At 47.7% G+C, this 15,180-nt stretch carries 7 protein-coding genes and 1 pseudogene; all 8 read left to right on the top strand.

What is annotated here, in order from left to right; genetic code table 11:
- The first annotated feature begins 14 nt into the window (after positions 1-14).
- Positions 15-842 (top strand): 5-dehydro-4-deoxy-D-glucuronate isomerase, encoded by an 828-nt coding sequence (gene kduI, locus C7460_RS02790; protein WP_115866559.1) that lies wholly within the window; start codon positions 15-17, stop codon positions 840-842.
- Between the two features lie 26 nt (positions 843-868).
- The gene (locus C7460_RS02785) at positions 869-2,851 is read left to right on the top strand and encodes a right-handed parallel beta-helix repeat-containing protein (protein ID WP_115866558.1); all 1,983 of its coding nucleotides are present in this window, start codon (positions 869-871) and stop codon (positions 2,849-2,851) included.
- An 86-nt stretch (positions 2,852-2,937) separates the two neighbouring features.
- Entirely contained in the window at positions 2,938-5,784 is a 2,847-nt protein-coding gene (locus C7460_RS02780; RefSeq protein WP_115866557.1) for a T9SS type A sorting domain-containing protein, read from the top strand.
- Positions 5,785-5,930: 146 nt separating this feature from the next.
- Positions 5,931-7,772 (top strand): hypothetical protein, encoded by a 1,842-nt coding sequence (locus C7460_RS02775; protein ID WP_115866556.1) that lies wholly within the window; start codon positions 5,931-5,933, stop codon positions 7,770-7,772.
- 11 nt (positions 7,773-7,783) lie between these two features.
- Entirely contained in the window at positions 7,784-9,148 is a 1,365-nt protein-coding gene (locus tag C7460_RS02770) for a BNR-4 repeat-containing protein (protein WP_221409432.1), read from the top strand.
- Between the two features lie 133 nt (positions 9,149-9,281).
- Positions 9,282-10,886, top strand: a pseudogene (locus C7460_RS02765) (L-lactate permease).
- 220 nt (positions 10,887-11,106) lie between these two features.
- The gene (locus C7460_RS02760) at positions 11,107-12,627 is read left to right on the top strand and encodes an alpha-L-fucosidase (protein ID WP_115866554.1); all 1,521 of its coding nucleotides are present in this window, start codon (positions 11,107-11,109) and stop codon (positions 12,625-12,627) included.
- 83 nt (positions 12,628-12,710) lie between these two features.
- Positions 12,711-15,179 (top strand): beta-galactosidase GalB, encoded by a 2,469-nt coding sequence (gene galB / locus C7460_RS02755; protein ID WP_115866553.1) that lies wholly within the window; start codon positions 12,711-12,713, stop codon positions 15,177-15,179.
- The last annotated feature ends 1 nt before the right edge of the window (position 15,180 follow it).

Raw genomic sequence — 15,180 nt, 5'->3', positions numbered from 1 at the left:
TAACACAATAGAAAATGACCTTTAAAGTACGCTACACACATCATCCGAACGATTTTAAGTCCTATGACACGGCTCAGCTTCGTGGGGAGTTTCTGGTGACCGATCTGGTGGAGTCAGGAAAGACCCACATGGTGTACTCGCATTACGATCGGCTGATCATGGGATGTGCGGTACCTACCACAAGCCCCCTGGAGCTAGGAGTGGACCCATTTATGGCTGTGGACTATCACCTGCAGAAGCGAGAAGTCGGGATCATCAACCTGGGAGGCCCCGGTGTGGTGACGGTGGATAATGAGGTGTATATCCTAAAGAATAGAGACTCCCTGTACGTGGGTCAGGGGGCGAAAAATGTGAGTTTTACTTCGGAAGATGCCGGGCAGCCAGCCAAATTCTATTTCAATTCGGCAGCTGCCCACAAACCCTTGCCAACCAAACTTATTCGTATCGAAGACTCACCTTTCATTGAGTTGGGGTCAGTGGAGGAGAACAGCAAGCGCAGGCTCTACCAGCCCATCACCTACCTGGCCGTGGAAACCTGCCAGCTGATGATGGGCATCACAGAGCCGGCGCCTGGGGCTGCCTGGAATACGATGCCCCCTCACATTCATGAGTTGCGGATGGAGGTGTACTTCTATTTTGATATCCCCGAAGACCGACAGGTATGCCATATCATGGGCACTCAGTCAGAGACCCGCAACCTCTGGATTGGCAACGAGCAGGCCGTGATCTCCCCGCCATGGTCTATGCACTGTGCTGCAGGCACTTCGCCCTATGCGTTCGTCTGGGGTATGGCAGGTGATGACAGCCCCATAGAGTCAATACCCATCAGAAAATTGAAGTGATGTTTTTAAAAATAAACCGTTAGACTATGAAGCCTCTAAAACATAAGACATTACTAATTATGGCGATTATTTCCGTGATGAGTACGTTGCGGATAGCATCTCTTCATGCGCAGGAGCTAATCGTGTCATCAACTGGTTCTGGTACCCGCTGTAATGAGAATGAACCTTGCAGCCTCGATTATGCAGTTTCGCTACTCCCCAATCTGGCAGGTGAAGATCAAACTCAGGATATTCATGTCCGATTGTTGGAAGGAAGGTATATCCTCAACAGACCTCTACATCTCAGTGAGCGCCACAGCGGAGGCAATGGCCATCGTGTGGTCTTCAGTGCTGCACCCGGAGCCTACCCAGTGATTTCCGGAGGTATGCAGGTAGAGGGCTGGAAAATCTATAGTGCGGAGCTCAATATCTGGAAAGCTCAGTTGCCACAGGGAACCGATAGTCGCCAGTTTTTTGTAAATGGTAAGCGTGCTATTCGTGCACGCAGTGTAGGAGGTTTGCACGGAGTAGAACGTATGAAATTCAGAAGAACCGATCATCCCTACCGTGATGATCAGGGCTTTGTAAACATGGGTTTTATCACTACATGGGCCGATATGGCCCGGTGGAAAAATAAACAAGACATTGAGTTCGTCTTTAAACGCAACTGGACCAACCCACGCGCCCATGTAGATTCAATCTTTTCCTTCGGTAGCGGATTGGCAAAAGTGTACATGAAAAACCCGGAATACTTTTGGGTCACCAACAAAGGCATGTCTTCACCAATAGACGGGCCGTGGTACATCGAAAACGCCTACGAACTGTTAGACGATCCCGGGGAGTTTTACCTGGATAAATCTACCAGCGAAATCTACTACCTGCCACGTGAAGGCGAAGAGATGAGCGAGGTGGCAGCGATACTTCCTTTGCAGGAAACGCTCATCCGCATAGCCGGGGCCAGCCTCGATGAACGCGCAACAAATATCACCTTTCAAGGCATTACTTTTCAACATACTACCTGGCTCCACCCGAGTAGAAATGGCTTTCCTGATGCACAAAATGGTGTGCTCAGGGAGCGGTTTTTGGTAGACGGAAGTACTTACATGGGCGAAACCAAGACGTATACGGATTACCCGAAGTACATCGAATACCTTGACCCCAATGGAGCCGTGGTGATCAAAAATGCTACCGGTATCCATTTCGAGGGGTGTGCCTTTAATCAGCTCGGCTACATCGGCATACTTACCCTGGACGGTACTCAACAGTGCCGTATTATAGGAAATCGCTTTACGGACATTTCGCACACGGCTATCCAGCTCGGAGACGATTACAACAGGGGGGACCGGGAGGACTTTTACCCTTCTGATGAGCGTCTGCTGCAGCAGGGGCATGTGGTGACCAACAACTACATCCATGATGTGGCCAAAGAATACTGCTCAGCCAGCGGTATAGGGGCGGCCTACCCGGTAGACCTCACCATAGCGCACAATGAGATCGGTAACTTGCCGTACTCGGGCCTCCATATCGGTTGGGGATGGGAGTATGTAGGCGGCAATGTTGCGGATAAGACTGGAGGTATTTCCACGGATGGCCCGACTCCTACACGCAATGTGACGGTCAATAACAATTTAATCTTCGATGTGACAAGGGAAGTTTATGACGGTGGGCACATCTATACGCTGGGCCTTACCAGCGGGCCTAGCCTGATCCGTGATAATTACCTAAAAAACCTTTTTAATCCGTATGGATCTATTTACCCCGATGAAGGCTCAGACAATTACCACATTACCAACAACGTGACCGACGGTGGCTCGAGATGGTTGCATGTCAACAGCCTTGGTGCTAATGCGATCGATAGCACTTATACCAATATTTCTGAGGAGCGGATACGACCTGGATCTCAGACCGTGGCTACCCATACGTTTCAGGATGCTGTAGAAACTGAAGCTGCAAAAGAAATCCGACTTAATGCCGGACTTGAGCAACCCTATCACCACCTCAGAGAGGGGATTCAAAATAGACCCAATTAGGAATCATCAGGTCTAAATACAGACCTTGAAGAATGATGAATGCTCTCGGACTAACCCATGCATATTAACCAACAAACCATATAAAGATGATGAACCAACAACTAAAAGTGATGATGCTTGGCATTTGCATAGCGCTGGCAAACGCAGCTATGGGCCAAACGTACTACGTAGATCCCATCAATGGGAGCGATGGCAACAGCGGCACCTCTTCTGGTGCAGCTTTTGAAACCTTGACCAAAGCCAAAACCACTGTAAATGCCAACAATAATAATATGTCTGGCGATATTACGGTCTACCTGATGAATGGTGTGCACACCCAAACTTCAACACTCAATTTTGATGCAGAGGACGGTGGTACTAATGGTCACAAAGTGATTTACAAAGCACTTTCGGGACACTCTCCAGTGATTAGTGGCCATAAAAAGCTTACTGGGTGGACACTGTACGATGCTTCCAAAAACATCTACAGGACGTCATGCTCGGAAAACTTCAGAACACTTTACGTAAATTATATCCGTGCAATTAGAGCCCGCCACCCAAACCGAACGAGTGACGTAGATTTCGGTCCGTACTACACCATGCAGGGAGCTAATACCAGTACAGAGAAATATAAAATCCTGAAAAGTGACTGGGATGCCAAAGCCGCCAGTGCTAACAAAAGTGCCATGGAAATAGTGGTGAAGCGCCACTGGATTCATGACAATGCCCTCTTTGACAATGCTTCCATAGACGGTAGCTTTGTTTGGGTACAGCCCAAAGACATTTACAGAGATAAGCTCTTCAACAAAAACTCATCGTATTACAACTTTGGATACTATTTTGAAAATTCCTACGATTTTGTAGATGCCGAAGGTGAGTGGTTTTTGGATACCATCAATGACTACATCTATTACAAGCCACGTGCTGGAGAAAACATGAGCACCGTATCTATTTCTCACCCCAACCTGACGCATGTAATTAAAATCGAAGGTACCTCATCAAGCCCAGTCAAAAACTTGCAATTTGAAGGGATCACTATCCAGTATTCGAAATGGACACGTCCGTCAGAAATAGGTCTTGCAGCCACTCAGGGTGTGCAACCCTATGAGATCAGCGGACAGGGGACCACACGAAGCAAAGACGACCTCAACTATACTCAGGGAATGGTCAAAGTGATTTATGCTGAAGGGCTTACTTTCAAAGATTGTACATTTAGGCGTGCTGGAGCTACAGCCCTTCAGTTGTTTTCTGGCTGTGATGACATAGACATTCAGGGAAATGAGTTTGTGGATATCGGTGCCAATGGAATAGAAGTAGGTGCAGACAAAACCAAGAACCCTTCGCTTTCACTACAGTGTAATGATGTGCATATCTGGAACAATGAAATTCATAAAGTAGGCCAACAGTATACGAATGGCGATGGTATTCAGGCACATTTTATCGAAGGACTAATTGTTGATCACAATGAGATTTACGATTGCCCATATTCAGGGATGGATATTGGTAACCAAAACACCACCTATGAGGACAATGGAATGGCTAATAACCGGATCAGGTACAATAGGATCTATGATACCAATCAGCTGCATGATGATGGTGGTGGTATCTACACCCTGGCAAGGCAGTATGCTAGCTATATTTATAAAAACTATGTATCAGATGTTATCAACAATGGGGTGACCGGTACCTACACTACCGCTGGTATTTATATGGATAACTATACGGAGTTTTATACTACCGATCAGAATGTCATATCAAATACTACGATTTTTATACATGAGCAAACAGGCATCGGGGCGCGCAACAATGAAATTACCAATAATGTAAGCTCCAATAGTGCTATTCAAAACAACTCGGGAATCAGTGCAGGATATGTTCCGGCAAACGTGATATTGGGCACGGGACAGACACAGGCTGAAAACCTCGACCTGATGGGATATACAGTGGAAGCAGCTCAGGGGCGAATCATGGCCAACACGGTCAACTATGGATCGGCTCAGGGGCGTTTTACCGGAACCTCCGGATCTTATGACCTGGAGATCCGCTATGGAGATGAGCCTGACGGAGCTTCTTCGTTCAGAGTATTCGTAAACAGCAGTTTAGTGGATAGCTGGACCGCCAACCAGTATACAGGCGGCAGCACCATCGATTGGCGTACGCGTACCATTAGCAACGTCACAATCAATAATGGAGACTACATCAGACTGGAGAGCAATGTGAATACCGGTGAAATGGGGCGCTATGACTGGTTGGATATCACGGCATCTTCAGGTGGAGGTGGGAGTCCGGTGACACACAATCAAAAATACTATATCGAAAATCGGCAGTATGGCCGCTATATGAAAATGTCTACATCCACGGCAAACAATGTCGTGACGTCAGGCTACCAAAATGAATATAGCGAATGGACGGCACTGGATCAGGGTGACGGCACCTGGGCCTTTCAAAATACATGGGACAGTCGCTATATGAAGCGATCTACTACCAGTTCTAACGGTATAGTTTCCTCATGCTGCATCACCGCAGACAGCAAGTGGTATGTAGAAGATACGGGTGATGGGACGCACTACAGGCTACGGGTATCCAACTCTTCTAATATGTATGCCGACGCTGATGACTCGTCTACAGGCTGGAATACGAACATTACCAGTGGCACGAGTGGTAACGATAAGCAATGGGAGTTTGTAAGCTCCACAGGGTCTCGTCAGACAACTACTATGGAGCCTGCTTTCCAATTAAATATTTATCCAAATCCAGTGCAGGATGCATTGACTGTACAACTTGAAGAGAGTGGCAGTATAGAAATAACTGACCTGAGCGGAAAACCTTTCAGGAAGTTGGAGGCGCAGAAGGGTGTCAACGAAATAGTGCTTACGAGCCTGCCTAATGGCATTTATGTCGTAACCGTCAAATCAGACAAAGGATGCCTCACCCAGCGCATTTTGAAACAATAGCCAATTGTGAGTAAAAGAGCGTTTGCAGGTAAATGACCTCTTAATCCAATCAAATGAACGTACGGAGCCAGTCACAAATAGAATGGCTGGTTCCGATGCTTTTTTAGGGCTTGAATATGCTTTTTTAATTTAAAATAACTTAGAAGATGTTAACAAGGATTGTGTTTTTTCTGGTGTTTGTACCGCTGTTTTGTTGGGCTCAACCCTCCCAAAAAGTCATTTTTGGTTGCTATGCAGAAGATTTAGAAGCATTTGAAGCTTTTGCCACCAGAGCTCGTGAGTCTGGAGCTACACACATTGTACTCACTGCTGAGGATCTTCCCTGGGCTCGCTGGCAGTATGACACACCTGGAGATCCCTATCCGGCCTGGGCCATTTCCAATGTAGGCCTACTCAAAATCGCCACGCCGGACGTGATCAAGCCGCACATCCCACAAGACTATGCGGAGGAAGTCTTGGGCATCCTGGAAGCTCGCTGCAAAGTACTTCGCAAGCTGGGGCTGAAAGCCGCTTTTACCACCTTTGAGCCGCAGATGTTGCCCGAGTCGGTGTATGAGGAGTACCCCATGTGGCGAGGGCCACAAGTAGAGCACCCTCTGCGAGCCATCGCTCCACGCTTCACCCCGGCAGTAGAGCACCCGGAGGTGCAGCAGCTCTATACTGAGTCCATCAAAATATTACTCAAAAGGTGTCCTGAAATCGAGATTATCTCCCTGCATACCAACGACTCAGGTACAGGCATGAGCTGGAGCCAGGGGCTCTATCCGGGAGCTAATGGCAATACCCTGTATCAGGATCAGCCGATGCATACTCGGTACTTTGCCTTTTTCAATGCTATACAGCAAGGGGCCAAAGAAATGGGCAGCACCATAGAAATAGATGCCGAGTGGGTACGTGAGCAAAACCCGGAATACATCGCTCAGCAACTTAAGCCGGGCATGGCGCTGAAAAATCTGGAAGGACCAGATGCTACCAAATACAAGAACACGGTAGGTTTCCTGCTGGATTACGACTATGTCTTTTATCCGGTCAGGGGAATCCCTTTTCCTGTTCGCTTCCTCACTGAACTGCAGCAGGCAGCAGAAAACCCTGCACCCCGGCTATTTGTACTAATGGGTGACCGGTTCAATACAGACCTTTATTTTGACCTTTATGATCGCTTTCAGGAGCAGTCTACCACCACTTACCTGTCGCGCATGAACATGCTGCGGACACTGGCAGCACAAGAAGTGGGAGAGGCTCACGCAGATCATTTACTAGACGTATGGCGCAACCTCTATGAAGCCCACACCCATCAGTGGCAGTACAATCAGGGGGGCTATTGGTTTTACATCGGATCGGTGCACCAGCGCTGGCTTACCCGGCCGTTCGTGCCGTTTCCAGAGGAGCTCACCAAAGAAGAGGTCAGTTACTACCGGCCCTATCTGTTTCAGGCCCGTTCGGAGGAGCGCGCACAGTCACTGGCAGAGATTCAGTCCACCTATTTTTTCGAGGGATTCGGAGGGCATTTTCTCAATGACCGGATTCTGCAACACCTAAAGGGGTATATAGGTACGGCACGCGAAAACCTACAGGTGATCATCGATGCGGAGGCGGGTGACGCTGGGAAACTACAGCTTTTAGACAAAAGGCTGCATGCCTTTGAGTGCATCGTCAACAACTGCATCCACGCGGTGAGCTACCAGTACTTTGTAGATGTAAGCAAGGAGTGGAACCTGAAGCATCGCCCCATGGAGCGCCTTTGGCACTACCTGAGTGTGCCCGAGCGCACGCGTATGATGGCCATAGCCCGTCAGGAGCTGGACAATGCAGCTACCCTCATCGAGTTGCTGGAGTCTACTGAGGAGCCGATTTTACATCTGGCAGATACCAAAGCAGAGGAAGACATTCGTATCCTGGGTCCTGATTTGGTGGCACAACTCCGAAAAAAAATGAAACTGATGATCGCACACTGGGAGGATCATGAGCGACTATTTGTAGAAGACTAATGACCAGACTAATGAAGATGTCTATCCAAGTTTGGTGCGCTTGCGTGTGGAGTCTGCTGTTCGCAGTAGGATGCGAGACCAGCAAGGCTCCCGATGCACCCATCCTGATAAGCGAGCAGGGGGGAGATCGGGCTACTGCTTACATTATGAGTAACAAAATCGTGAGCAGAGGAGAAAACAAGCTCATAACCTGGCTCGGCGCAGATAAAGTGAACCAATGGGCACTCATAGACCCCAATGGGGTCATAATAGAGCAAGGGAGTGTAGGTGACGCCAGGCCAGATAATCATTGTGGAGCCACGCTAACCAAGGCTCCAGATGGTACCATACATATGGTGTTGGGTGGTCACTGGTCTGCTATGGATCATTACCTGCTAGCCGCGCAATCCGAAACCATCGCGTGGACTAAGGTCAGTACACTTGAAGCCTACAGCACCTATCCGGCTTTGGTGGCTGGTAGCAATGGCGAACTCCACCTTACCTACCGGGAGACCATAGACGAGTACGCTGGTAGATGGGAGCTTCACCACAGGAAGTATGAACCTGAGAATGGCTGGTCAGAACCCAATGTGCTGATCAGATCCCCTCAAAAAGGATATATCTATTGGACCAACTCACTTGCTTTGGATCCGGATGGGGAAATACTTCATTTGGTTTTTGCATCCGTGTTTGCTGACAGCCTGGGCAATATAAATCATGGAGCGGGTCATATCTATAGTGCAGATGGAGGTGCCAGTTGGAAGCAGTTTGACAGGAAGGAAAAACTTGATTTCCCCGTATATTCTTCAGATTTACAGCTCTTTACCACTGACAAAAGTACTGCCGTACTAACCCCGGCAGACACTACTGCCCTTAACCGCCCCGGCCCTTCACATTACCGCTACTTTCAGTTGATGCTTTCCAATCTGCAGGTAGATTCAGAAGAGAATCCTGCAGTGGTGGTGCAAAACCTGTCTACTGGTGATGTGGATTTTTATCACCACAAACCCAACGGCTGGGAGACTACTCCACTGACGCAGCTGATCCCCAAAGGCAAACGGGCACATCCTCAGTCGACCCTATCCCTAGATCAGTCCGGTCAGTTTCATATCATTTTGCAAATAGCCGATGATACAGGTAAATCCATTATTCCCTATGGAGATCCCTCTACGGAATTGTTTTGGGTGAGCTTGGAAAATGGAGAAGTGCAGACGCTGAGCGTGCCAAAGGTTGTAGCAGAAACCGCAGGTGCCTCCTGGCAACCTGCGCTTGAGCATGGCTTCTGGTTTGAGCGTCCACGGACACCGGCGCTATTATTTACCAAAGGAGAAAACGGCGGAGGCTTTAGCCACAATGACAATGCCCTGCGAGCTGATGTGTATTATTATTTGGAATAACCTACTCAGTAGCTGACGTGGTAGTTCGAATCTTGATTTATCGGGCCGTAACGATTAAGTGATTGGGTCATTTTCATGATTGTAAGTCCAGTTTCAATTACATTCCTTAACTCATTTTTCTATTTTTTTAGATATGAACGATTTACTCCCGGCAGTGCTTGCCATTTTGCCACTCTTTGTAGTTGCCGTTTTGATCGTGGGTTTTAAATGGTCGGCTGCTCGAGTGATGCCACTAGGCCTTTTGTTGGTTGTGCTTATAGCATGGAGTTACTGGCAGATGCCTGCCGATACAGTAGCTGCGAGTATCGTGCAGGGCCTTTTCATTACATTTGATATACTGTGGATTATTTTCGGCGCCCTGGTGCTGCTCAACATGCTAGTACAAAGCGGAGCTATGGATGCCATCCGGCAGGGATTTGTACATCTCAGTCCGGATTATCGAGTGCAGACCATTATCATAGCATGGCTTTTTGGCTCATTTCTCGAAGCGGCTTCAGGGTTTGGCACTCCGGCAGCCATAGTGGCACCACTTCTAGTCTCCATAGGTTTCCCGGTAGGGGCAGCACTGGTGGTGGCCATGATGACCATGAGTACGGCAGTGACTTTTGGCGCCATAGGTACACCGATCCTGGTAGGCGTGACGGGAGGAGTAAAACTTCCGCCCGGAGAGCTACCTGTCTTTTTGCAAGAAGTCACCAACCACGCCGCCTTGTTGCACATGCTTATTGGTACTTTGATGCCCTTTTTGATGGTGACCATGATCAACCGATTTTATAACCGCTTAGCAAGCTGGCGCAGTAGTGTGGAAATACTTCCCTATGCGGTAATATGTGGTCTTTGTTTTACCGTTCCTTATTATATAACGGTTCGATTACTTGGTCCTGAGTTTCCTTCTTTACTGGGAGCAGGGGTAGGTCTGTTACTGGCTGTTGCGCTGACGAAATCTGGAATATTACTTCCCAAAAGTCCACTGACTTTTAAGGAAAACCCGCAAGTCTCTGAATTTTCTGGCAATCGAAATTTGATAAAGGCATGGGCTCCGTATCTTGTGATGACCCTATTGCTGGTGCTTTCGAGAATACCTCAATTTGGGGTTGGGGCCTACTTGAAAGGGCTTTCCTTAAAATGGGCTGGAATCTTTGGTTCGGAAATCGCGGCCAGTACCAGTCCTTTGTACCTGCCCGGTACCTTTATGCTGCTTGCCGCAATTTTAACGGTGTTGTTGTATCGGGTAAACGCTCAAAGAGTCTATTCTGCCATTCAAACATCCTTTGGTTCACTACTGAAAGCCTCGGTGGTATTGGTGTTTACTTTGCCTTTGGTCAGGGTCTACATCAATTCTGACTAAAATGGCAGTAAGTTGTCCTCCATGCCAATAGTCGCTGCAGAAGCCATGGCTAGTTGGGCTGGAGTGATGTGGGAGTTTTTCGCACCCGCCGTGGGCGCGCTCGGTGCGTTCATTGCCGGGAGCAACACCATTAGCAATTTAACTTTCTCTCAATTCCAATATACCATGGCCATGCAGACCGGCTTGAATCCAGCCTGGGTGGTAGCCTTGCAGGCCGTTGGTGCAGCGGCTGGAAATATGATTGCCATTCATAATGTGGTAGCGGCTTCAGCCACTGTGGGATTGAGCGGAGTGGAGGGCCAGACCATTCGCAAAACGATCATCCCAACGATATACTATATATTGGCCACCGGGGTGTTGGGGATTGTCATTGGTGCGTTGACCTCATAAGCAGACAACTGCTCAAAAGTTTTTTGCATCAAAGAAAATGGGGACCAAATAAAAAATCCCCCCGCTTTTTTGGATAAAACAGCACGGGTCAACGCCTATTTTTATGGATTAGTCAATTTACCCCCTTTGTTCAATGTAATTTTTCACGATTGATCTTAGTGCTATACCGGACATTTGAACCGTAAATGTTCAAGCTATTTTTTCACTAATTATGTATCAAATGTCAAGACTGATATTGTTTGTAGGATTGGCCGTTGCAGTGTGGTCATGCACTGCGCCCATGGCAAAAGAAGTAACTAACGAAGAAGAAATTACTTATGAACCCACCTGGGAATCTCTGGCGCGCCACAATGCCGCCCCCGAGTGGTTCAAAGACTCCAAATTTGGCATCTACTTTCACTGGGGCGTATACAGCGTACCGGCGTTTGGCTCGGAGTGGTATCCGTATAGGTTGTATAGGACTGATGCCTTTCCGGAGTACAAGCAGTATCACGAAAAGAAATATGGTAAGTTAGAAGAATTCGGCTATCACGATTTTATCCCGATGTTTAAAGCGGAACAGTTTGATGCCGAGGACTGGGCAGAATTGTTTAAGAAATCCGGAGCTCAGTTTGCCGGACCTGTCGCCCAGCACCATGATGGCTTTGCCATGTGGGACAGTGAAATCAACCCGTGGAATGCTGCAGACATGGGACCTCAAAAAGACATTACTGGCGAGATGCTGGCAGCTTTGAAGAAGCGAGGCTTGAAAACCATTACGTCGTTTCATCACGCTCGATTACGCCAAAGGCATGAAGGAAATCCTGAAAAATGGGATACCTACAACAGCCATTTCGCCTACCACCCAGACTATCCTACATCCTCCGAAGATCCGGACCTTCGTAAGTTTTATGGCAACATGCCTCAAGAGGAATTTGACCAGTACTGGCTAGATCAGGTGAATGAAGTAGTGGACAAATACTCTCCAGATATGCTATGGTACGACGTGTGGCTCAATCATGTGTCAGAGGACAAAATCAAGGAGATGGCTGCTTATTACCTCAATCACACTCAAAAAACGGGGCAAGAGGGCGTGCTCATTGCCAAACACGATGACCTTCCAAAGACCATGAGTGTTCTGGATATTGAGCAAGGTGGTAAGAAAGATGTATCTGATGAAGTATGGATGACCGATGTGACGATTAGTGACAAAGGCAGCTGGTGCTTCACCGAAGGACAGGTGTATAAAACGCCTGAAATGATCGTGCGAAACATGATCGACGTGTGGAGTAAGAATGGAGTGGTGTTGTTTAATATTTCACCGAAAGCAGACGGTACGATCAATAAAGAACAGCGTGATATCCTATTGAGCATTGGAGAGTGGATGGATGTCTATGGTGAGGCTGTCTATGGCACAGTGCCTTTTCATACTTACGGTTTTGGCATGGCCAAAGCAGCAGATGGCAAACACGGCGGACAGTCGGCTAAGGTGGAGTATTCTGCCAGCGATGTGCGATTTACTTGTTCCAAAGACAAAAAATCCATGTACGTTTTCCTTTTGGGTAAACCGGAAGCGGGCAAGGAAGTGAAATTAAAACTCAACGACATTGGCTTTGGGCCGGCCAGCCCTGTGAAGCAAATCACTGAGCTGAAATCTGGAAAACCTGTGGTTTGGGAGAAAACGGAGCGATATTACACGTTTACTGTGCCAAACACTGAGCTTAGCCCAATTGCCAACGTTTTTAAAATGGAGCTGGAATAAACAGTTCTCATGGGGTGCAGGGTCCTTTTGGGGTAATAGGACCCTGTTTTTTTATTGGTTTGATGAATAATTGATTTGATTAAATGACAGCTTTCAAAAGAGTCTTGTTTGCCTTTACCATTATTCTTTCAGGGTTTTCTGTTTGGGCACAATATGAGCCCGGCGAAAACTTCGACAAGGATTGGCTTTTTTACAATGATGAAAACCCTAACGGGCAACAACCTGAACTGGATGACTCTAAGTGGCGACAAGTTAATTTGCCCCACGACTGGGCCATCGAAGGTCCATTTAGTAGCGAATACAACGCCCGCTATGGAGGGTTGCCAATACACGGCACAGGTTGGTACCGCAAGCATTTTACCATGCCTGCCACTGCAAAAGGTAAAGTCGTTCGACTAGAGTTTGAAGGAGCCATGTACAATGCGCATGTGTGGGTGAATGGAAATTTGGTAGGGAATAGACCTTACGGTTACATTGGATTTGAATTTGATATTTCGGAGTACCTCAAATATGATGGCTCTGACAATGTAGTGGCTGTAAGGCTCACACCGCAGGATCTTTCATCACGATGGTACCCTGGTGCGGGTATTTACCGATCAGTATGGTTAAAAATCGATAATCCGGTATATGTAGACCAATGGGGTACCTATATCACAACACCCACCGCCACTCCCGAGAAGGCTACCGTTCAGATAGAAACAAACGTGGTAAATAAGTCTGCAGATAATCAGCAGATTACAGTAACGCATGAGTATCTGGATCCCTCAGGGACAAAAGTAGGCTCAGCCAAGGAGGATCTGGAAATACCTGCAGGGCAAACGGGCACGTCCGCACTATATACCATTATTGAATCCCCAAAACTGTGGGATTTAGATGCACCACATTTGTACACTGCCGTGACCACTCTTACTGTAGATGGACAAGTGACGGATACCTATAGATCTACATTTGGTATTCGGTCTATACGCTATACACGTGATGCCTTCTATCTCAATGAAAAACAGGTGCGCTTCAATGGGGTGTGCCTGCATCATGACAATGGAGCCCTAGGAGCTGCGGTATACCGACGAGCCGACGAGCGTAAACTTCAAATAATGAAAGAAATGGGTGTCAATGCCATTAGAACGAGTCACAACCCTCCATCCCGAACATTTTTGGAACTGTGTGATGAGCTCGGCTTACTGGTGCAAGACGAAGCTTTTGATGTGTGGAAAATGGAGAAAGTGCCCAATGGCTATAACCTGTTCTTTGAGGAGTGGGGAGAGCTTGATCTCAAAGATATGATTGTGCGTGACCGCAATCACCCGTCCATCGTGATGTGGAGTATCGGGAATGAGATCATCGAACAGCGAGATAAAAAGAATGGTTGGACTGTAGCCAAAAAATTGCATGATGTCTGCCGGGCAACGGACCCTACCAGGCCCACATCTGTAGGGCTCAATTACTATCCGGCTCCTTATGACAACAACATGGCTCAGCAGGTAGATGTCGTGGGCATGAACTACAAGCCTAGTAGGTACAGCGAGGTGCGCTCAAACTATCCGGGTTTGCCTATTTACGGCTCTGAAACCAGTAGCTGTACAAGTAGCCGTGGGGTGTATCATTTGCCTATCGAAAAGTACAAAACACACCCGTCTCTACAAGTGACGAGCTACGACCTGATTGGTCCAGGGTGGGCCTATCCTCCAGATATTGAGTTTCACTTTCAGGAAAAGAACCCTTATGTCATGGGAGAGTTTATCTGGACAGGATTTGATTACCTGGGAGAGCCTACGCCTTATGGGGGACGAGACAACTCCACCAATGGCTATTGGAACGATGACTGGCCCGCACGCAGTTCATATTTTGGCGCAGTGGATCTTTGCGGTTTCCCGAAAGATCGGTTTTATCTGTATCAAAGCCAGTGGACCGAAAAGCCCATGATTCACCTATTGCCTCACTGGAACTGGGCAGGTATGGAAGGCGAAAATATTCCGGTTTATGCATATACAAACTGTGATGAAGCAGAGCTGTTTCTGAATGGTAAATCGCTGGGCCGCAAAGTAAAAGGCGTAGACAAAACGACCATTCTTATCGATTTCTTTCGCTATGAGCCAAAGACCTTCGAGTCACCTTACAGACTCAGCTGGGAAGTGCCATATGAGGCTGGTGAGCTAAAAGTTGTAGGCTACAAAGATGGCCGCCAGGTAAGTGAAAAAGTTATCCGCACAGCTGGGAAGCCTGCAAAAGTGCGCCTTTCGGTGGATAGAAATCGCATAGCTGCGGATGGGAGAGACTTAGCGTATGTAACTGTGCGCATAGAAGACAAGGACGGCAACTTGTGCCCCAATGCTGACAATCTTGTCACATTTGATGTTCGTGGTGCGGGTAAGTTGATCGCTGTGGACAATGGTAATGCTGCTACCCTGGAGTCATTCCAGGATACCAAACGAAAGGCCTTCAGTGGAATGGCCCTGGCTATCCTAAACTCAGGAGAAAAGGCAGGTACTATCACACTAACAGCAAAATCAAAAGGGTTAAAAGGAGCAAAAATCCAGGTGCAAACCGAGTAGG

This window comes from Marinoscillum furvescens DSM 4134 (assembly GCF_003386095.1).
Taxonomy (GTDB): domain Bacteria; phylum Bacteroidota; class Bacteroidia; order Cytophagales; family Cyclobacteriaceae; genus Marinoscillum; species Marinoscillum furvescens.
Note: the sequence above shows the minus strand (reverse complement) of the source record. Positions and strands in the feature narration are given on the sequence as shown.